Annotated in this window: 11 protein-coding genes; 8 read left to right on the top strand and 3 right to left on the bottom strand. The window is 66.1% G+C overall.

The window, feature by feature from the left end:
* Nucleotides 1–12 precede the first annotated feature (12 nt).
* Complete coding sequence (locus VK92_RS29160) at nucleotides 13–12756, top strand: filamentous haemagglutinin family protein (protein WP_048022656.1); 12744 nt, start codon at nucleotides 13–15, stop codon at nucleotides 12754–12756.
* Nucleotides 12757–12975: 219 nt separating this feature from the next.
* On the opposite strand, the gene VK92_RS40830 is transcribed toward VK92_RS29160, so the two are convergent.
* Together VK92_RS40830 and VK92_RS29155 are read right to left on the bottom strand one after the other, a co-directional pair.
* Nucleotides 12976–13449, bottom strand: a complete 474-nt coding sequence (locus tag VK92_RS40830; protein WP_419761808.1) for a substrate-binding domain-containing protein — start codon at nucleotides 13447–13449, stop codon at nucleotides 12976–12978.
* 109 nt (nucleotides 13450–13558) lie between these two features.
* A complete protein-coding gene (locus tag VK92_RS29155; protein ID WP_048022655.1) occupies nucleotides 13559–14890 on the bottom strand; it encodes a substrate-binding domain-containing protein in 1332 nt (443 codons plus the stop codon).
* Nucleotides 14891–15526: 636 nt separating this feature from the next.
* On the opposite strand from VK92_RS29155, the gene gspF reads away from it, so the two are divergent.
* Nucleotides 15527–16744: a type II secretion system inner membrane protein GspF gene (gene gspF / locus VK92_RS29150; protein ID WP_048022654.1), complete on the top strand. Its 1218-nt coding sequence runs from the start codon at nucleotides 15527–15529 to the stop codon at nucleotides 16742–16744.
* An 8-nt stretch (nucleotides 16745–16752) separates the two neighbouring features.
* On the opposite strand, the gene VK92_RS29145 is transcribed toward gspF, so the two are convergent.
* Entirely contained in the window at nucleotides 16753–17199 is a 447-nt protein-coding gene (locus VK92_RS29145) for a general secretion pathway protein GspC (protein WP_082160835.1), read from the bottom strand.
* A 64-nt stretch (nucleotides 17200–17263) separates the two neighbouring features.
* Between VK92_RS29145 and gspG the strand changes: the two genes are divergently transcribed.
* From gspG to VK92_RS29115, 6 genes are all read left to right on the top strand, one after another.
* A complete protein-coding gene (gspG, locus tag VK92_RS29140) occupies nucleotides 17264–17731 on the top strand; it encodes a type II secretion system major pseudopilin GspG (protein WP_046196550.1) in 468 nt (155 codons plus the stop codon).
* 7 nt (nucleotides 17732–17738) lie between these two features.
* Nucleotides 17739–18245, top strand: coding sequence for a GspH/FimT family pseudopilin (locus VK92_RS29135; protein WP_048022653.1), 507 nt, complete (start codon nucleotides 17739–17741; stop codon nucleotides 18243–18245).
* Nucleotides 18246–18427: 182 nt separating this feature from the next.
* The gene (locus VK92_RS29130; RefSeq protein ID WP_048022652.1) at nucleotides 18428–19174 is read left to right on the top strand and encodes a secretin and TonB N-terminal domain-containing protein; all 747 of its coding nucleotides are present in this window, start codon (nucleotides 18428–18430) and stop codon (nucleotides 19172–19174) included.
* A gap of 6 nt (nucleotides 19175–19180) precedes the next feature.
* Nucleotides 19181–19729 carry an RNA polymerase sigma factor gene (locus tag VK92_RS29125; protein ID WP_011354683.1) on the top strand — a complete coding sequence of 183 codons (549 nt, stop codon included), beginning with the start codon at nucleotides 19181–19183 and terminating at the stop codon, nucleotides 19727–19729.
* Between the two features lie 11 nt (nucleotides 19730–19740).
* Nucleotides 19741–20736 (top strand): FecR family protein, encoded by a 996-nt coding sequence (locus VK92_RS29120; RefSeq protein ID WP_048022651.1) that lies wholly within the window; start codon nucleotides 19741–19743, stop codon nucleotides 20734–20736.
* A gap of 257 nt (nucleotides 20737–20993) precedes the next feature.
* Nucleotides 20994–21245 (top strand): FecR/PupR family sigma factor regulator, encoded by a 252-nt coding sequence (locus tag VK92_RS29115; RefSeq protein WP_226203684.1) that lies wholly within the window; start codon nucleotides 20994–20996, stop codon nucleotides 21243–21245.
* Nucleotides 21246–21417: the final 172 nt, after the last annotated feature.

Genomic DNA, 21417 nt, shown 5'->3' with positions numbered 1-21417 from the left:
GCCGTGGCCTTGATGCTGCTGGCGGGCGCGTCCGCGCACGTGCACGCGGCGGGCATCATGAACCTCGGGGCGGCGGCCGCGCGTGCGTCCGGCGGCGGTGCGGGCGGTGCCGGCGGCGCGCCGGGCATGCCGAATCTGGGTGTGTCGGCGCAGCAGGCGCTGCAGGCGAGCCAGCCATCGATCCGCAACCTCGGGTATGCAGCGCATGCGATCGCCGCGCAGATTGCCGCGCAGCAGAATGCGGCAGCGGCGGCGGCGAAGCTGCCTTCGACCGTGCCGAACGGGTTGACGCCGGGCGGGCTGCAGGTGGCGGCTGGCGCGTCGAGCGATACGAACAATCCCGTGCTGTGGTTCAACGCGAACGCGCCGACGCAGAATGTCGACAGTAGCGGGCACGTGAACGTCGATGTCAAGCAGACCGGGCAGAACGCGGTGCTGACGTGGGAGACGATGAACGTCGGCCGGCAGACGACGCTGAATTTCGATCAATCGGGCGGCACGCAGACGAACGGCGCGAACAACTGGGCCGTGCTGAACCGGATCAACGATCCGAGCGGCAGGCCGAGCCAGATTCTCGGCAACATCACCGCGCAGGGCGCCGTGTACGTAATCAACCGCAACGGCGTGCTGTTCGGCGCCGGATCGCAGGTCAACGTGCATTCGCTGGTTGCTTCGTCGCTGAACCTGCTCGACATGAAGAACCAGCTCGTGCCAACGCCCGCGGGCATCGTCGCGAGCAACCAGCAGTTCCTGAGCCTGCCGGCGGGGACGACGGGCGGGCTGGCTTATCCGCAGTCGGGGAGTTCGAGCGGAACGGCCGGGGACGGGGGCAAGCCGAACGAGGTGCTCGGGCTCGGTAGTCAGGCGCTGCTGAGCGGTGCGTATCAGCCGCCGGGCGACGTGACCATCGAGCAGGGCGCGTCGATCACGACGCACACCAACGGCACGGCCAGCGACGGCGGTTTCGTGCTGGTCGCCGCGCCGAACGTGACGAACGCGGGCAGCATCGCGGCGACGTCGGGACAGGTCGTGCTGGCGGCGGGCGTGGGGGTGAGCCTGCGGCCGAACGGAGCCGGAACGTTGGGCAATCCGCAAGTGCTGCTGCCGGAGCTGAGCGGGCAGATCGTGACCGTCGACCCGGCCACCGGCGCGTCGATCGACGTCACGCCGGCCGGCACGCTGACGAACACCGGTATCGTGCAGGCTGCGCGAGGCAACGTGAACCTGCTCGGCAGCCGCGTCGCGCAGAACGGCGTGGTGGGCGTGACGACGAGCGTGAACACGCCGGGCACGATCACGATCTCGACGGCGGACGAATATGCGTCGAACAATCCGCTGGGCAATCCCTATACCGGCTCGACGCCGGTCACGGGCGGCCCCGGCGGCGGCGACAACGTCAATCGCGCCGGTCTGCTGAGCTTCGGGCCGGGATCGGTGACGACCGTGCTGCCCGACAACAACGGCCAGACCGCGACGTCGACGCCCGGCACGACCTTCACGCCGGGCGGCATCGCGATGACGGCCGGCTCCGTCTGGTTCCAGGGCGGCTCGCTGATCGAGGCGCCGGGCTCGAACGTGTCGGTGACGGCCTATGCGCCGTCGGTCGTGACGAACCAGGTGTCGGGCCAGACCGCGGTGCCGGGCCGCATCTACGTGGACGACGGCGCGACGATCGACGTGTCGGGGCTGGCGGACGTGCAGGCGCCGATTTCGCAGACGCTCGTGACGGTCGACCGGATCGGCCAGAACGAACTCGCCGATTCGCCGCTGCTGCGCAACAGTTTCCTGTTCGGGCTGAAGGGCGTGGTCGTCGACAGCACGCTGTCGGGCACGCGCAGCGACGGCGTGCAGTGGGTCGGCAGCCCGATCCTGAATCTGTCCGGCTATGTGAACCTGATTCCGCGTACCGTCGACCAACTGCTGACCAACGGCGGCACGATCACGCTGTCCGGTAACGAGGTGATGACCGCGACCGGTTCGTCGATGAACCTGAACGGCGGGTACGTGCACTACGACGGCGGGATGGTCAATACGACGCGGCTCGTCGACGCCAACGGCGCGATCGTGCCGATCGGGCAGGCGAGCCCGTACGATCGCTATGTCGGCATTGCCGGGCAGTTCGTCGAAAGCCATCCGCGCTGGGGTGTGACGAAGTCGTGGTTCAACCCGCTGCAGACGGGCGGCACCTACCAGTCCGACACCATCGTCGGCGGCAACGCGGGCACGCTCGACCTGTTCGCGTCGCAGGCGCTGGTGCTCGACGGCGACATCAGCGCGCAGGCGTTCGGCGGTGCGAAGCAGATGCAGGGCAACAGCCTGCCGTCCGGCGGCACGTTCAACCTGGGGGCCGATCCGAAGCTGGCCGGCACTGCGCTGGCCGGGATGACGTGGAACAGTGCGGCGAACACCGCGTCGCTGCCGCTCAATGCGCTGTCGGGACTGACGATCCTGCAGGACTCGGCACCGCAGTTGAGCGCGCTGATGCCGGGTTTCTCGATCGACACGCCGCTCGACAAGGGGGCGCCGCAATCGCTGGCCGCCAACGATCCGAACAATCTGCCGGCGACGCGCGTGGTACCGGTCGCGACGCTGAACAACGGCGGGTTCGCGAACCTGAACGTGACCGAGGACAAGAACGCGGGCAAGGGCATCGTGGTGGGGCAGGGCGCACAGCTGAACCTGCAACCGGGCGGTTCGATCTCGCTCAACAGCCCGGCGGTCGGCGCCGACGTGACCGTCGCGGGGCGCCTGTCCGCGCCGTCCGGTTCGATTTCGATCACGAGCGGCGGCAATGTGGTCGTCGGGCCGCAGGGCGCGCTCAGTGCGGCCGGCCAGTGGGTGAACAACGACGTGCAGGCCGCACCGGGCACGACGCCCGGCAACAGCCAGTTCATCAACGGCGGCAGCATTTCGCTGTCGGCGAGGGAGAGTGCGACGTTCGTGAACGGCACCGCCGTGGATGCGACAGGATCGATCCTGCTGCAACCGGGCAGCGTGCTCGATGTGTCGGGCGGCGGCGAAATGCTCGCGAACGGCCAGTTGCTGATACAGAACGGCGTGCCGGCCGGGCGCGGCGGCAACGTTGCGTTGCAGACCTATGCGGTGCCGGCGGGCGGCGCGCAGTTCGGTCATACGAACGACGGCGGCGCGAACCTGCCGGACACCCAGCCGACTGCCGGCACGATTGCGATGGGCGGCACGATCCTGAGCGACGGTTTCTCGGGGGGCGGGACGATGACCCTGGGCGCGCTCGGCTTCCGGATCGGTGGAGACAAGGCGGCAGCGGCGCCGTGGGACGTGTATCTGCCCGAGAATTTCTTTGCGCAACAGGGCTTCGGCAAGTACGTGCTGAACGCGTACTACGACTCGACCATCGCGCCGGGCGCGACGGTTGCGCTCACGCAGAGAAACCTGCTTCCCGACGCGCTGGCGCTGCAGCAGACAGGTTCGGGCGCGAGCTTGTCCGCGGGCGGCCTGACGACGGTCGGCCAACTCGATGCGTATCACCGGCAGCCGACAGGGCTCGTGCTGACCGGCGGTAACGTCGTGTCGTGGCTGACGGCGGCAAACAACGGCGCGGTGCCGTCGTATCCGGGCGTGACCGGTGCGGTGACGCTGTCGTCGGGGGCATCGATCCACGCGGACGCCGGTGCAGGCATCGTGCTCGCATCGCCGAAGCAGGTGACCGTGCTCGGCTCGGTGGTCGCGCCGGGCGGGTCGATCGTACTGAGCGCCGATACCGGCACCACGGCCCCTCAACCGGGCCAATTCAATGTCTTCACGCCAAGCAACAGCCGATCCGCGTGGCTCGGGTCGGATGCAACGCTCGACGTATCCGGTGTCGCTCTCGCCAATCCGCTTGCCGCGCCGGTCAAGATCGGTGGAACGACCGTCGTGCCGAATACCGGCAAGGTTCTGCCTGGCGGTTCGGTGACGCTGTCGAGCGATGCGGGCTATGTGGTGACGCAAGCCGGGTCGAAGATCGACGTGTCGGGCACATCCGCGAACTTCGACCGATTGCAGGCGAACGGCACCTATGCGTCGCAGCCCGTGTGGAGCGATGCGGGCTCGATCACGCTGGCGCCCGCGTACGGCCTCTTTGCGGACGGGACAATGGCCGGCCATGCCGGCGCGTCGCAGGCGCGCGGCGGTACGCTGACGATCCTGCCGCGGGCGAACAGCAGTGCGCCCGGTGCGACGGCGCTCGTCGTGCAGCAAAGCGGGATGCTGTTGCCCGCGGGGCTTGCGCCGGGCAAGGATTTTCCGACGCCGATCGATCCGACCACCGGGTTGCCGACCGGATTGCCCACCGGCGTGATCCAGTTCGCCGTCGATCGCCTGAACGATTCGGGAATCGCGAATCTCGTGCTGGGCGATGGCACGCCATCCCCGTTCGCGGCGCCGCCGATCGCGTTTGCCGGCAACGTGAACCTGACGCTGCCCGAATCCGTCACGCTGAATACCGGCCGGATCGCGGCGATCGGGATGGATCAGCTTTCGACGCTGCTGTCGACCCCTGCGAAGCCGGTGGGTGGCAACTCGGCGCTCGCGGACCTGCTCGCCCAGCCGCCGGCCGTTCCGCTCGGCACGACGGTGACGATCAGCGCGCCGTACGTCGCATTTGCCGGCCCGATGGCCCCTTCGGGGACACCCGCCTTCACGCCGGTCGCCACGCGTTCCGACGCGACGCTGAACGTGAATGCGTCGTTCGTCGATCTGCGCAGCCAGTTCCAGCTCAACAATATCGGGCAGGCGAATTTCACCAGCAGCGGCGACATCCGTCTGAGCGCTTCCAATCCATCGGGCAAGGGGCTGTCGCCGGGCGTGCTGTACACGCCAGGCAACGTGACGTTCAACGCGGCGAGCCTGTATCCGGCGACCGGCAGCACGTTCATCGTCGATGCGGTCGGCCCGGTCGATTCGACCACCGGCAAACCCGCGCCGACCACCGTCACGTTCGGCACGACCGGTGTGTCCGGCACGCCGCTGTCGGCCGGCGGCACGCTGCTCGTCGATGCAACGAACATCGTGCAGGGCGGCACCGTGCGTGCGCCGTCCGGCACGATCGTGTTCGGCGTCGGTGACCCGACGAACAGCGCCACGCAGAGTCAGTTCGGCAACCTGCTGCTCGTGGCGACGGATTCGGTGACCTTCGCGAACGGCAGCGTGACGTCGGTTTCGAACGGCGGTTCGATCATTCCTTACGGTACGACGGTCGATGGCGTCGAATGGCAATTCAATCCGATCGCTGGCACGACGGCGTCGGACCTGACCGCGCCGCCAGCGAAGTACATCGGGGTCAACGGCACCAGCGTCGCACTCAACAAGGGCGCGACGATCGACCTGTCCGGCGGCGGCGACCTGCAGGCCGCCGAATGGGTGCCCGGCACGGGCGGCACGCGCGACGTGCTGTCGCAATACAACGTGAGCTATGCGAGCGGCAAGGGCGCGACGGCGGTGCCGGTCAATGCGGGCGGCGGGAACGTCTATGCGATCGTGCCGGGCACGCAATCGCCGGTCGCAGCCTACGATCCGCTGTTCGCGCAGACCGTGCAGCCGGATGTCGCCAGCAACGGCACGCCGACGACCAAGACCGTGACGCTGGGCGTCGGCCAGGCCGGGTTGAACGACGCGATCGGCAAGGCCGTGTACCTGTCCGGCGTGCCGGGACTCGCGCCCGGCTATTACACGCTGCTGCCGGGCAAGTATGCGACGCTGCCCGGCGCGTACCGCGTGACCGTGTCGGCGACGACGGGCAACGTCGTGCCGGGCGCGTCGCAGGTGCTGCCGGACGGCACCGTCATGGCGGCCGGGTATTTCGCCGATGCGGTGACGGGCGCCCGCAGCGCGACGCCGACGCTCTTCAACGTGCAGTCGGGCGCGACGTGGCAGCAGTATTCGCAGTACACGCTGAAGGGCGCGAACGACTTCTTCACCGCGCAGGCCGCGAAGCAGGGCAACGTGACCCCGCCGCTGCCGGTGGATGGCGGCCAGCTCGTGCTCGCCGCGACGAAGGCGCTGACGCTTGGCGCGACGCTCAACGCGGCGGCCGGCCCGGGCGGCGCGCCGGCGGAGGTCGACATCGCGTCGCAGGACATCCAGATCACCGGCAGCGGCAGCGCCGCATTGCCCGGCTATCTGCAGATCGGCGGCGAGGCGCTCGATTCGCTGGGTGCCGGCAGCCTGCTGATCGGCGGCACGCGCGCGGCGACGACCAAGGGCGTGACGATCACGCCGATCGCGAACAGCGTCGTGGTGTCGAACGACGGGAATTCGTCGCTGAAGGGGCCCGAGATCCTGTTCGTGACTAAAACCGACGCGAGCGGCACGGATCCGAGCGCGGCGAACGGTTTGCGCGTGGACGCGGGTGCATCGATCACGGCGGCGGGCGACTACCCGGCGGCGAAGGATCAGCCGATCACGATCGCCGGCGACGGCGCACTGCTGCGCGTGTCGAATGGCGCGATGGCGCCGCTCACGCGCACGGGTGGCACCGGCACGGGGCTGCTGACGGTCGGTGCAGGCGCGACGCTGTCGGGCGGCCAGGCGCTGATGCTCGATTCCTCGGGCAACCTGAAGGTCGATCCGAACGCGGTGCTGTCCGGGAAAGCGATCACTGTGGATGGTTCGGCGATCACGTTCACGAACGCGAGCGGCGCGGCCGCGGCGGCGCTGCCGGGTTTCGTGATCGATCCGGCGGGCCTGGCGCAACTCGCCAACGCCGATCTCGTGTCGCTGCGCAGCTACGGTGCAATGGGCTTCGTCGGCGACGTGAGCGCGACGTTCGGCAAGCGCGTCGACCTGAGCGCGGGTACGTTCACGAGCGACGGCGGCCGCGTGACGCTGAACGGACAGCAGATCGCGTTCACGAACGAGACGGGCGCGGCGAACGGCACCGTCACGCCGGGCAGCGGTGCGCTGACGGTCAACGCGAAAGAGATCGACTTCGGCACCGGCACGAAGACGCTGAGCGGATTCTCGTCGGCGAACCTGACGGCGACCGGCGGCATCGTCGGGCAAGGCACCGGGACGTTCGATTTCGGTGCGCTGCCGGTGACGCTCAACGCGCCCGTGTATCTGGCCGATACGAGCTCCGCGTCGACCGTGAAGACGACCGGGGCGCTGACGTTGAACAGCGCGGCGGGCACCGCGTTGACGAATGCGCCGGTCGGCGGCGCATGGAAATTCGTTGGCGGCACGCTTGCCGACAACGGTGCGACGATCGCGGCGCCCGCCGGCAACGTGAGCCTCGAGGCGACCACCGGCAACCTGACGATCGGCGGCGGTTCGACGGTCAGTTCGGCGGGCGTGTCGAAGCAGTTCTTCGACGTGACGCAGTACGCGCCGGCCGGTTCGATTATCCTGACCGCCGATGCGGGGACGGTCGACGTGCAGCCGGGTGCGACGCTCGACTTCTCGGGCGCGAAGGGGGGCGGCGCGGCTGGCAGCCTGACGCTGTCGGCGCCGAAGCAGGTCGCGAGCCTGAACGGCACGATCAAGGGCGGCGCGACGAACGGCTACGCGGGCGGCTCGCTGTCGCTCGACACGGGCGGCGCGGCCGACCTCGATTCGCTCGCGAAGACACTCGCATCGAGCGGCGTGAACCAGTCGATCGACATTCATACGCGGTCGGGCAACCTGACGCTGTCGGCGGGCAATGCGCTGACCGCCCGTGCGGTGTCGCTGACGGCCGACGGCGGCGCGGGCAACGCGTCGGATACGGCGAACGGCAACGTGAACGTGCTGGGGACGATCGATGCGTCGGGCAAGGCGGGCGGGCAGATCAGCCTGTACGGCAAGAGCGGTGTCGACATCGAGGGTTCGCTGCTCGCGAAAGCGACCGATGCGAGCCAGCGCGGCGGCAAGGTCGCGATCGGCACGAGCGCGACGTTCGATCCGGCCGTAGCCGATCCGTACAACGCGACTTACGGCTACGAGAATGTATCCGCCGCGCAGTCCGGGTTGATCCGGCTCGGCTCGAATGCGTCGATCGACGTGTCCGGCGGTACGCCGGGCGGCACACTCGACGGCACGGTCAATTTCCGTGCACCGCTGCTGCGCGACGGCACGGTCAATATCGCGCTCGATGGTGGCGGCGTGCATGGTTCGCGCAAGACGACCGTCGAGGCGTATGCGGTGTGGAGCGCAGCGGATGCGACGACCGGCTCGCAGCATTTCGACGGCCTCATCGATCCGGCCGGCTGGTACGACGGCAGTGGCCATCTGCTTGCCGGAACGTTCACGGTGCCGGGCAGCACGCCGGCGACGTACAGCTATACGCCTGGCGGCGCAGGCGGCGGAACGCTCGTCAACAACGCGACCGGCGAGTCGACGGCGGTCACCGAGGATCAATTGCGCAACGGGATTTCCGGCAGCGGCTTTACCGGGCTGACAGGTGCGTATTTCGTCGCAGGGGCCGCGAATGCCGATCATGTCGCGTTCTATGGATATCGCGCCGACGGTTCCGGTACGTCGCCGGGCACGTTGATGGCGTTCGTTCAGCATGGCCCGGATGGCGTCGCCGGCCAGTTCGCCGGTGCATCGCTGCAGAATTTCAGCGTCGTGCCGGGCATCGAGCTCGACAATCCGGGCAATGCGGTCAACGGCGGCAATATTTCGGTGCTGTCGAACTGGAACCTCGGCGCGGGCGCACCGAACAATAGCGGCAGCATCACACCCGATTTCCGCTATCGGTCGACGATCGCGCCGACGCTGACGTTCCGCGCGGCGAACGATTTCGATGCGTACGCAAGCATTTCGGACGGGTTCTATCAGAGCCAGGTGGCGTCGATTCTGGGCGGGGTGGGGCCGGTTACGGCAACCGGTACCTACACGGACGCGAAGCAGAAGTTCGATCAACTTGTGGCGATCGATGATCCGACGCAAATCACGGTGAACTTCACGGACGGAAATTCCGCAAGCCTCGCATCGCTCGATCCGAACGGGGTGCTTGCTGCGCCGTTGAAGGGACAGACCGCTGGCTACTATTCGGCGTACCTGTCATACACGGGCGCATGGCAGATCACGACCGAGGCTTGGACATCGCCGGAAACGGCGGCGCAATACCTCGGGCATATCGTGCCGGTCAAGCCTTCGGTCACCGCGGCACCGAACCCGGCGAATTTCGCAACCTATACCGACTATCTGACCGCTTACTGGGGGCCCGATCTGAATGGCTCGCGAGATTCTGCTGCTTACCTGGGGACATACAACATTGTTGCGGTCAATCGATTCGGTACGCCGGATGCCCCAACGCCGCCGACGGGGCCGGCCGCAAACGCGTCGGTGTCCGGGCAGGCCGCGTACCTGGCCGACTATGCGAACTATATCCTCGGATATTCGGACTACTCCAATACCCTTCGCTTCACCAAAAGCATTCTCGGAACGCCGCGCGGCGCTTACAACATGTTCTATGCGCCGAATGCGCCAGCATCGGTTCCGGATACGGGGGTCGTAAATATTGGCGTTCTGCCCGGTAATACGGTGGCTAACGTGCCGACGGCAAACAATCCGCTGCCGGTTGCGTACGCGACGCTGCTTGGCGGTGGTAGTTCGTCGTATCGGATCGTGTCCGGTGCCGATGTACAGAGTGCGAACCCGCTTGCATTGCAACCCGTTTCGACGCTCACGAATGCAGGCTCGACTTCTCCCGGTGCAGGCAATGTGATGCTGAGCGGGCATGCCAGCTATGTCGACAGCAACGGCCTGACACTCGTCGAGCCGGTAACGATCCGTACCGGCACCGGCTCGATCGACGTCGCTGCGGGCAACGGCGTGTCGTTGTTCGACACGACGAAGACTGCCGATCCGACCGCTCTGGTCATTCCTGGCGTGATCTATACAGCGGGCGCCCCGGCAACGGGGGCGCCGCCGGTCGGTGTTGCGACCGCGATTGCGCCTGGAGCGAGCGGTACGCAGGACGTTCTGGTCACGCCGGCGGTGAATCCCGATTCCGCGGGAGACCTGACGATTCATGCTCAGGGCGACATCAACGGCATGCAGAACGTGATCGATACGACCGGAGTTGTAACGGGAAATGCCGGCAACAGCATCAGCCAGTACTGGTGGCAGTGGATGCAGATCACGGGCGGGAAAACCTCGGACGGACAAATCGTCACTACTCCGCTGACCCGTACCTCGATCGATTTCGGTGCGTTCGATCAAGGCGTGATGAGCGTCGGCGGTAACGTATCGATCAGCGCCGGCGGCAATATTTCGGACCTGGCCGTGTCGCTGCCGACCACGTGGTACCTGGACGGAAGCGGCAAGCCTGTCACTGTCGGCGGAGGAAATCTGACCGTACGCGCCGGTGGAGACATCCTGAGTGGTGACTACTTCGTTGCGAAGGGAACGGGGACGATATCGGCTGGCGGCCGCATCGGGTCCGATATTTCCGTCGCACCTCGTGTGCTCGGCGCTGGTCCGATCGACGTGTCGACGGTGCTTGCGACTCAGGACGGCATATTCGACGTTACCGCACGTCAGGGTGTGGGGATTGGCGCGGTATTGAATCCGTCTTATTCAAGCAGATTTGTGCAGAGCGGTGGACAGCCGACCGGTGTCATCAATCTTTCGAGCTATGGCCAGTATCCTGACAATCAGGTCTATTCCCCGACTTCGGCGGTCAATGTGCTGTCCACGACCGGCGACGTTCAACTCGGCGCGCTCGGAGGAGCGTTGACCGGTGCAAATGGCGTGTTGCCTGCGAGCCTCGGCATGACCGCATTCGACGGTGCAATCGACATCCAATCCGGAGGCGTTCTCTATCCTTCGGCAGTCGGTCAGTTGAACTTGATCGCGGGTCAATCGGTGTACCTGTCCAATGTATCGGCCACGCGGATCGACGCAGCATTGCCGAAAACGTTCGGTCTATCGGACGCCGATCCATCGCAGATGCCGTCGCCGACGAATCCGAGCTTGACACCGAATATCCCGGCGTTGACGAATACGACGCTTGCAGCTCATGCGCTGAATCCGCTTCACGGTGCAGATTTGCAGCCTGTGCGCGTTTACAGCTTGAACGGAAGCATCGTCAATGGCGGGATAAATACATCAGTTACCGGCGACGGCTTTTACCAGAATCTCGTCACGTTTTCGGTCGACAAACCCGCGCTTTTGCAGGCCGGGCAGGACATCGTCAATCTGGCGTTCTGGGGGCAGAATCTGCGCAGCTCCGATGTGACGCGCGTCGTGGCGGGGCGGGACATTTACGATACGCCGATTTCGACGACCACCGGTGCGGTGCCGGTACTGTCGCTTGGCGGACCGGGATGGTTCGATGTTCAGGCTGGACGTAATGTCGGCCCGCTGACGAGTCAAGCCGAGTTGTATAACCGGAAGGTCAACGTGGGCGGACTCGCGCACCTTTTCACCGGCATCGATGCAGTCGGAAACGCGAACAACCCGAATCTGCCGCACGAGAGTGCGAGCATCAATGTGCTGTTCGGCGTAGGCCCAGGCATCGATCTTCCCGGCTTCGTCTCGACCTACGTCGCGCCGGGCAGTTCGGTTGCCGGCGTACCGAGCGCAACGCCCGCACTGATTGCATTCATGGAGCAGTACGACGCGGGAATTGGCGTCGACACGGGCCTGCAGGCCGACAAGGATGCGGCGCTGGCGAAGGTTGGCCGGCTGACGGCCGACGAAGCGTGGAAGCAATTCCAGGCGTTGCCGTCGTACGTTCAGCAACTATTCGCGGAGAAGGTGCTGTTCGGCGTGCTCGCGCAAGTCGGTGCCGACTTCAACGATCCTGCGAGCCGATACAGCGGTCAGTACGCAAGAGGCTATCAGGCGATCAACACGCTGTTTCCGGCTTCGTTCGGCTATCCCGCGAACAATCTGGGCGGTGGCTCGAATGGTGCGAACAAGCAGGTCGCTACCGGCGATCTCGACATTCGCAGCACGACGATCCAGACGCAGCAAGGCGGTGATGTGACGATCCTCGGTCCCGGCGGGCAGGCGCTCGTCGGCAGCACGACGGCGCCGCCGCAGATCGTCGACAGCACCGGAAACGTAGTGGCCGGCCCCGGCACGATGGGGATCCTGACGCTCGAGAAGGGGAACGTCGACATCTTCACGGATCAGAGCGTGCTGCTCGCGCAGAGCCGGATTTTCACCGAGCAGGGCGGCGACATGACGATCTGGAGTTCGAACGGAGACATCAACGCGGGTAAGGGCGCGAAAACGTCGGCCGACACGCCGGCGCCGCAGTATGTCTGCGATGCGAACCATTACTGCACGGTCGATTCGCGCGGTCAGGTGACGGGTGCGGGCATCGCGACGCTGCAGAGCATACCGGGCGCGCCGAAAGGCACGGTGAACCTGATCGCGCCGCGCGGTACCGTTGATGCGGGTGACGCCGGCATTCGCGCGGGCAACCTGAACGTCGCGGCTTTGCGTGTCGTGAATGCCGACAACATCCAGGTGACGGGCAAGGCGACCGGCATTCCGCTCGTGCAGGCGGTGAACACGGGTGCGCTGACGGCGGCGAGTTCGGCGGCGTCGGCGGCGAGCCAGGTCGCGCAGGACATCGCGAGGAACAACGCATCGGGCGTCGCGCCGCGTCGCTGGACGATCAGCGTGCAGGTCGAGGGCTTCGGTGATAACGGCCCGGATGGCATATCGAAGCGTCGCAGATCGGAGCAGGTTGGCTACGATTCGTCGAATTCGGTTTCGTTGTTGGGGTTCGGGGCGGCGGGACCGACTCAGAGAACTTTGCTCAGCAAGGAGGAGTTGGGGAAGTTGAACAGGTTCTGAGTTGGGTTGGAAGGAATGTTGCAGGACGAAGACGTCGAGAGCCGATGGCGCTTATCAGCAATGGAGAACGATCAACCACCTGATCGTCCCGGTGGTTCATCGGATTTCGTTGGACTAGGGCGTAAACACGCCCTAGCCGCGTCTTCTAACGGCCGGGAAATGTGGTTGGACCGCAAACACTAGAATCGCCAATATCGAGCCGGTTGTTGCTCGAGTTGCTCAGGAAGTTCGCCGAGATGGCTGTCCGGAAGCTCGACGGCACGACGTCGAAACCGTTGCCGTGGATGACCGATGCGTAGCTTGCATGGCGGCTCCTCGCGGCGGGGAGAGTGTGTCGAGCGCTGTCGTCGCGTTCGCATAGACCGGGCTCAAATAGGCGACGGCCGCCGTACCGATCGACGTCAGTGATGCAAGTGACGCGCGAATACCACCATCGCCGGACGCAGCGATGAAAGTGGGTGGCATGCCTGCGGGGAGGGCCCATGTGTTCGCGAACGTCAGCAAATCGATGAACTTGACACCCGAAGCCCTGTTGGCAGTCGTGCAGACTGCAGCCAGGTGGCGGGTCAGCAGTTCGGTCGTGCCGCTGCCGTCCGAACGGTAGACGACCTTGATGGGTGCGTTCGTCGTATAGGCCGCCCTCGTCTCCAGGTTGATCACCTGGTTCCAGTTCGTCAGCTTGCCGGAGAAGATACCGCACAGGTCGTCGTCGTTCAGCGCGACTGGTCGGCGTGTTGAAACAAAAAACCGCCTCGATCACTCGAGGCGGTTCATCAGGACGTTGATTCGGAAGCGATCCGGCTTACCGGCCGGCGAAGCCGCCTGCACCGCAGACGCTCGAATCGTTGATGTCGAGGAAGTTGTTGCTCGAGTTGCTCAGGAAGTTCGCCGAGATCGCGGTCTGGAAGCTCGACGGCACGACGTCGAAACCGTTGCCGTGGATGACCGATGCGTAGCTGGCATTCGTGTAGTGGTTGTTCAGGAAGTCATGAACAGCCGTACCCGCGGCAGCGTTGGAATAGCACTGGCTCAGGATGATCTGGCTCGTGCCCGAGACCGGATAACCGGACGACGGGTTGGCTAGCGCTGCGTATGCCGTGCCGGAAACCGGTACCCATGCATTCGCATCAGCAGGGTTGGACGGAGCGGAAATCGTGCCCAGCGCCGTTTTCGCATTCGAATACGTCGGTGCGTAGTACTTCGTGTCCTTCGTGTTGTACAGGCTGGCGATCGGCAGTTGCAGCGCGCCCGACGACGTCACGACCGAGCTTTGCGAAGCAAGGAACGTGTTCGTGTAGTCCGGGCTCAGGTAGGCGACGGCGGCCGTGCCGGCCGACGACAGCGATGCGAGCGAACCGCGAACGCCGCCGCTGCCCGAGGCCGCGATGAAGTTCGCCGGCACACCCGACGGGAACGCCGACGTGTTCGCGAACGTCAGCGAATCGGTGAACTTGACGCCCGAAGCCGTATTGGCAGTCGTGCAGACGGCAGCCAGGTGGCGGGTCAGCAGTTCGGTCGTACCGCTGCCGTCCGAACGGTAGACGACCTTGATCGGCTTGCTGGTCGTCGTGTAGACAGCGCCCGTTTCCGGGTTGATCACTTTGTTCCAGTCGGTAATCTTGCCCGAGAAGATGCCGCACAGGTCGTCGTCGTTCAGCGCGATGCTGTGCGCCTGACCCGGCGTCGTTTGCGGCGTCGTCGAGCTCGTCACGGCCGGCGCGTTGACGACCGGCACCGTGATGGCCGTCACGATGTACGGGATCTGGATCAGCGGGCCGTTCGTGGTGCCGAGGCCCGTGTTGTTGTACGCGGTGACCTGAGCGGTGGTCAGTGCGGCATCGCTGTTGGCGAAGTGAACCGTGCCGGTGACACCCGAGCCGAAGAACGTCGGCTGGTTGTTCAGGAACGCGTTCTGGCCGGCGCCCGAGCCGACCGAGTAGTACGTGAACGTGCCTTCGGACGTACCGAACAGGCCGATTTCGCTGGCGGGGTTGCTGACCGAGCCGATCGTCGGCGCGACGAGCGACGAACCGCCACCTTGAATCACCGGGCCTGCGGCCATCGCGAGGGATGCGCCCATGCCCGAAACGACGAGAGCGAGGACTTGACAGATCTTGCGCTTGCTGGATTTCATGAGAAATTTCCTTGGACGAAGATAAACGGAACCCCTGCTACTGCGGTTTGAATACTTGTGGACCGCCGGGTAAATGTAGGGGGAATTCCGTATGACGCGTGTGAATTTTTAATAACGAATGGTACGGAACATTTTTGTCGATATTGCCAATGCGTTATCCGGATTGGCTGGCGAAAAATCGTGATCGATTCGCGTGGCGATCGATTCCCAGATGTTGGGAAGGCGGCCCGATGCGGCGCGATGTCGCTCCGCTGGCGTGCTTGTGCGTACAGCGGCGCTATCCGAACATCAAGTCGGTTTCGTGGCAGATGCTACGGAACATTTCTTCCAGAGGTGAATCGATCATCCGGTTGCGATATTCCGGAAATTCATTTAATTGAATCATTGGGAGATCATTGGATCGTGATTGCTGGATGATTAATGATTGAATAATTGATGTCACTGCCCAGAATGAAATCGTTTATCAAATATAAGAACAACGGCCGGAAGTAATAAAGCCCGCTAAACCTCAAAAAGGTAGCCCAACATCCGTCACAAATCTGCGCCGGTTCACTCCTTAGTCTTCTCCGACGACTCCGTCCGACTCGTTGCACGACGTCGCCGGGGAAGTCGCACACGTGACCCGAGGGCAGTGACATGTCGGCATTCCGCTACGAAGCGATCGATCCCACCGGCCGCACGCTGAAAGGCGTGCTCGAAGCCGACAGCGCGCGCGCCGGGCGCAGCCATCTGCGCACGCAGGGGCTCACGCCGCTCGTCGTCGAACTCGCCGCGCAACGCCTGCACGGCGAACGTCATCAGCGCCTGTCGCTCGGCCGCAAGCTGTCGCAGCGCGAGCAGGCGATCATCACGCGCCAGCTCGCGAGCCTGCTGGTCGCAGGGCTGCCGCTCGACGAATCGCTGTCGGTGCTGAGCGAACAGGCCGAGCGCGACTACGTGCGCGAGCTGATGGCGTCGATCCGCGCGGAAGTCGTCGGCGGCCATTCGTTCGCGAACGCATTGAGCCAGCATCCGCGCGATTTCCCGGAGATCTATCGCGCGCTCGTCGCGGCGGGCGAGCACACCGGCAAGCTCGGCATCGTGCTGTCGCGCCTGGCCGACTACATCGAACAAAGCAACGCACTGAAGCAGAAGATCCTGCTGGCGTTTACGTATCCGGGTATCGTCACGCTGATCGCATTCGGCATCGTCACGTTCCTGCTGAGCTACGTGGTGCCGCAGGTCGCGAACGTGTTCACCAGCACGAAGCAGCAGCTGCCGACGCTGACGGTCGTGATGATGGCGTTGTCCGATTTCGTGCGGCACTGGTGGTGGGCGTCGCTACTTGCAACGATTGCGATCGTCTTCGCGATCCGCAAGGTGTTGTCGCAGGACGGGCCGCGTCTGAAGTTCGACCACTGGCTGCTGAGCGCGCCGCTCGCCGGCAAGCTCGTGCGCGGCTACAACACGGTGCGTTTCGCGAGCACGCTCGGCATCCTGACCGCAGCCGGCGTACCGATCCTGCGCGCGTTGCAGGCGGCCGGCGAGACGCTGTCGAACCGCGCGATGAGCGCGAACGTCGACGATGCGATCGTGCGCGTGCGCGAAGGCTCGGCACTGTCGCGTGCGCTCGCCCATACGAAGACGTTTCCGCCAGTGCTGGTGCACCTGATCCGCTCGGGCGAGGCGACCGGCGACGTGACGACGATGCTCGATCGCGCATCCGAAGGCGAATCGCGCGAGCTGGAGCGCCGCACGATGTTCCTGACGAGCCTGCTCGAACCGCTGCTGATTCTCGCGATGGGCGGCGTGGTGCTCGTGATCGTGCTGGCGGTGATGATGCCGATCATCGAGCTGAACAACATGGTGCAGTGAGGCTCGGCTCAGCGCACGTATGCGTTGGCTTTCTCCGCGGCGGGCAGCGCGATCTCGCGATGCAGCCCGTTGCGGTCGACGACAATCGAGCGCGCGCGAACCTCGGCGAGCTTCGCGGCTTCACCGATCGCCGCGCCGAGTGACACGACGCGCGAGGCGTCGCCGCCGACGCTGACGATCGCGGCCGCACGGCGCGCATCGAAGGCGAGCACGCCGAGCAGCTGGATGGCATCGCGGCCGTCGTCGGGTTTTGCACCGAACAGCCGCGCGCCGGCCGCAACGTCGATCGGCGCGGGCGGCGCTGCAAGCGTCGCGACCGGCGCATCGGCAGCGCTCAGCACGCGCACGGCCCACAGCGACACGGTCGCGAGTGCGGCCGCGGCAGCGAGCGTCGCGGCGAGTGGAACGAGATCGGCGCGCGAAGGCGCGATGCGAAGCAGGTCGAACGGTTTCATGGCGACGAGTCGGTGCGATGAACAGAAGAGGTTTTCCATTCTTTGTTGCGAGGGTGAATGCATGATGACGGGGCCCAACGAAACCCGAACGCGATACGCCGGCCACGCGGGAGGACACACGCAACGCGGCTTCACGCTGATCGAGATCATGGTGGTGGTCGCGATCCTCGGGATTCTCGCGGCGCTGATCGTGCCGAAGATCATGAGCCGTCCGGACGAGGCGCGCCGCATCGCGGCGAAGCAGGACATCGGCACGATGATGCAGTCGTTGAACCTGTATCGCCTCGACAACGGCCGCTATCCGTCGCAGGAGCAGGGGCTGACCGCGCTGGTCCAGAAGCCGGCAACCGATCCGGTGCCGAACAACTGGAAGGATGGCGGCTATCTGGAGCGGTTGCCGAAGGATCCGTGGGGCAACGCGTATCAATACCTGAACCCGGGCGCGCACGGCGCGATCGACGTGTTCAGCTACGGCGCGGACGGCAAACCGGGTGGCGAGGGGAACGATGCGGACATCGGCTCGTGGCAGTGACGAAATAATGCGCATCCTGAACAGTCGCGGACGGCGCGCGCTCACCGCGCATCGCACGGCGGCGGGTTTCACGCTGCTGGAGATGCTCGTCGTGCTCGTGATCGTGGGGCTGCTGGTCGCGGTCGTGACGCTCGCGCCGTCGCGCAATCGACGCACCGATCTGGCGGAGGAGGCCCAGCGCCTGGCGAACCTGCTCGAATCGGCCGGCGACGAAGCGCAGGTGCGGTCGATTCCGATCGCGTGGCAGACGGTCGGCGGAGGCTATCGCTTCGTGCAGCGCACCGAAAGCGGCGCGTGGGCGCCGATGACCGACGACCTGTATCGCGCACGCCGCTGGGGCGCGGAAGTGACGGGCGTGTCGGTGCGGTACACCGGCGGCGGCGAAGTGCCGTCGCGCGTCGTGCTCGGCAGTGAAGGCATCGACGTACCCGTGACGATCACGCTGTGGTCCGGCGACGTGCGGATGGCCGTCGTCGGCACGGGCATCGGCACCTTCGTCGTGCGCCGGCCGTGAGCGACGTTCGGCGCCTGGCATGCCCGCAATGTGGGAACGCGCCGCGATTGAATCGCATCGCTGCACGCTTCACCGGACTGTCATAGTGCCCGCTCACAATCTGACGTTCGTTTGCTGCGGAACCGCTCACGGGGGGGCGCGTTTCGCCGGCAACGTGCAACTCCACTTCCGTCCAGGGATTCATGACTCGTTCACGGGCGCCGACCGGTGTCCTGGCGCTCGTCGCGTGGCTGGCGTTCGTCGTGCCGTGCATGCACGGCATACACGCGCAGGAGACCGGTTCCATCGTCCGCCAGCCGGGCAGCGTGGTGCGCTTCGATCTGCCCGCGCAGCCGCTCGCGAAGACCTTGCAGGACTTCGCGCGGCTCACCGAGCTGATCGTGCTGGCGCCGGCGCCGCTGCTCGACGGGCGCACGAGCGCGCCGGTCCAGGGCGAATTCGCGCCGCGCGACGCGCTGGAGCGGATGCTGGCCGGAACGGGGTTGCGTGCGGAATTCTCGCGTCCGGACGAAGCGATCATCGTCGCGCAGCCGGCCGCCGAGCAGGCGCCCGCGACGGCCGACACGCCGGCGGATGCGGCCTTGCCGATCGACGGGATCGGCGATTCCGGCGACCGGCGCGCGTTCGCGGGCCTGTTGCAGGCGCATCTGATCGATGCGCTCTGCGCGCAGCCAGGGGCGGTGCCGGGCAGCTATCGACTCGTCGCGCAGGTGCGCATCGACAACAGGGGGGCGGTGGTGGCGGTCAACATGGTGGCATCGAGCGGCTCGGCCGCCCGCGACGCGGCGGTGATGCGCGCGCTGCGCGCATTGAAGCTGGACGACGCGCCGCCTGCGGACCTGCCGCAGCCGGTCACGATCCTGTTGCGGCCGGCCGGCAACGGCGTGCATTTCCGTTGCCCGGCGCCGCAGCCGGCCGTTCGGGGCTAGGCGGCCATGTCCGACAGCAACCGCTCCGGGCTCCGGAATCTGCTGGCGACGCGCTACGCGTACCTGGTCAGGCGGCTCGAACGCGTGACGGGGTCGAAGGACGGCGCCGCCGATGCGCTCCACGAAACCTGGCTGCGCCTCGAGAACGCGAACGTCTCCACGCAGGTGACGAACGCGGACGCCTATATACTCGGGATGGCGAACAATGTCGCGATCGACCAGCATCGCCGCGAACGGCGGCATCTGCACGACGACGATGTCGAGACGCTGCTCGAGATGCCCGACGAGCTGGCCGATCCCGAGCGGATCGTGGCGGCGCGCCGCAAGGTCGAGACCCTGAAGGACGTGCTGCGCGGCCTGCCGCCGCGGCGCCGCGCGATCCTGCTGGCCGCCCGCGTGGACGGCCTGCTGAACCGCGAGATCGCCGAGCATTTCGGCATTTCGCTGCGGCTCGTCGAAAGCGAGCTGAGCGCGGCGATGAAGTACTGCCTGCAGCGCATGCAGGAAGATGGTGATCCGTACACGGGCACGCGAGGCGGCCCGCGTAAATTTTGAGCATCAGGACGATGACGAAAGCCCAGGCCCAACCTGCCCACGACGAACTCGACGAAGCGAGTGCGTGGCTGCTGCGTCTGCGCTCGGGAGAAGCGAGCCAGGCCGAAGCCGATGCGTTCGAGCGCTGGTGTGCCGATCGTCCGCAGGCCGCCGATCTGCTGCGCGACACCTGGAGTTCGCTGCGCACGGCGGCGACCGAGCTTGCGCACGAGGAGCGGGCGGCCGCTGCCTGGGCAAACGTTGCAAGGCGCGAGCGCACGATGCGCACCGGGCGGCGCGCATTCATCGGTTTCGCGGTCGCGGCCGGCGCGTCGTGGCTCGCGGTACGGCCGCCGATGCAGCTGTGGCCGTCGCTCGGCGATATTGCCGCCGATTACCACACGGGCACCGGCGAACAGCGCAGCGTCGCGCTGTCGTCGCGCGTGACGGTCGAGCTGAATACGCAGACGCGTCTCGACGTGCTGGCCGCGAGCGATGCCGCGCACGGCGTCGAAGTTGTCGCCGGCGAAGCGGAGATCGACGCGGTCGCGCCGCCGGCCGGCCGCGCGACGCCGATTCAGCCCGTCACGGTGGTGGCGGGCGGCGGCCGCATGCAGGCGACCGTCGCGCGCTTCAACGTGCGGCGCACGGGCACGCAGGTGTGCGTGACCTGCCTGTCCGGCACGGTCGCGCTCCAGCATCCGCGCGGCGCGCGCATGTTGAACGCCGACGATCAGGTCGTCTACGACGATCGCGGCGTGCAGCCCGTGTCGCGGATCGATCCGGGCGCCGTCAGCGCATGGCGGCGCGGCATGCTGGTGTTCAACGGCGTGCCGCTGTCGGACGTCGTCGACGAGATCAACCGCTACCGGCGCGGCAAGGTCATCCTGCGCCGCGCGTCGCTCGGCGCGAACCGGATGCAGGCGCAGTTCCCGATCACGCGGCTCGACGACGTGATCGACATGGTCGGCCGCCTGTACGGCGCGCACATCACGCGCCTGCCCGGCAACATCGTGCTGTTGAGCTGACCGGCTTCCCGCGCTTCATTCCCCCGTTTTCCTTCCGCGCGCGATGCGTTCGCGTCGCTTGCGGCCGTCCGCGCACTGCGGGTTACGGCCGTCCGATACGACTTGATCAATGAGGGCCGGCAAACGCCGGGCTGTCCTTGATGGCGGCCCGGTGTGACGTCGTCGGACCCGAGGCGTGGGTGGCAAGCGCCCCGGCCGCGCAGCGATGCGCGGTGCGGGGGATGTGTGTCGATGGAGCTTCGGGCGGTGGCGTGATCATGAACGAATCGCAACGGGACACGGATCCCGGCGACGCGAATACGCGCGCCGATGCGATCCGCGAGGGCGCGGTGCGCTGGCTGCTGTGGCTGCGCGCCGGCGATACGACGGAGCAGGAACACGACGCTTTCGCGCGCTGGCGCGCGCAGAGCGACGAGCATGCGGGCACGGTCCGCGAGCTGATCTGGATGTGGGCGCTGCTGGAGGCGGTCGGCCGTCATGAGCCCGGCGGATCGACACGCACGCATTGACATGGCGGCGATCCGCGCACGCACCGGTGTGGTGCGCGATCGCATTCGCGCGTTGACCCAATGGCGCCGGAAGAAAGTCTGCGGGTTATGCAGGCCCGCTTCGACCTTGTATACGAGAGAGCGAGGGGGCCGTGTAGCAGGACCGTGAAGAGGGGCGGTAAAGCGGAGACCG

The organism is Burkholderia sp. LK4 (assembly GCF_001043615.1).
Lineage (GTDB): Bacteria > Pseudomonadota > Gammaproteobacteria > Burkholderiales > Burkholderiaceae > Burkholderia > Burkholderia cepacia.
Note: the sequence above shows the minus strand (reverse complement) of the source record. Positions and strands in the feature narration are given on the sequence as shown.

Bases quoted from the DNA above. Each gene is read 5' to 3' on its own strand.
- VK92_RS29115 (WP_226203684.1), top strand. From the start codon at position 20,994: ATGAACGAATCGCAACGGGACACGGATCCCGGCGACGCGAATACGCGC.
- VK92_RS29145 (WP_082160835.1), bottom strand. From the start codon at position 17,199: ATGAAACCGTTCGACCTGCTTCGCATCGCGCCTTCGCGCGCCGATCTC.
- VK92_RS29125 (WP_011354683.1), top strand. From the start codon at position 19,181: ATGTCCGACAGCAACCGCTCCGGGCTCCGGAATCTGCTGGCGACGCGC.
- VK92_RS29135 (WP_048022653.1), top strand. From the start codon at position 17,739: ATGCGCATCCTGAACAGTCGCGGACGGCGCGCGCTCACCGCGCATCGC.
- VK92_RS29120 (WP_048022651.1), top strand. From the start codon at position 19,741: ATGACGAAAGCCCAGGCCCAACCTGCCCACGACGAACTCGACGAAGCG.
- gspG (WP_046196550.1), top strand. From the start codon at position 17,264: ATGACGGGGCCCAACGAAACCCGAACGCGATACGCCGGCCACGCGGGA.
- VK92_RS29160 (WP_048022656.1), top strand. From the start codon at position 13: ATGCTGCTGGCGGGCGCGTCCGCGCACGTGCACGCGGCGGGCATCATG.
- VK92_RS29155 (WP_048022655.1), bottom strand. From the start codon at position 14,890: ATGAAATCCAGCAAGCGCAAGATCTGTCAAGTCCTCGCTCTCGTCGTT.
- VK92_RS29130 (WP_048022652.1), top strand. From the start codon at position 18,428: ATGACTCGTTCACGGGCGCCGACCGGTGTCCTGGCGCTCGTCGCGTGG.
- gspF (WP_048022654.1), top strand. From the start codon at position 15,527: ATGTCGGCATTCCGCTACGAAGCGATCGATCCCACCGGCCGCACGCTG.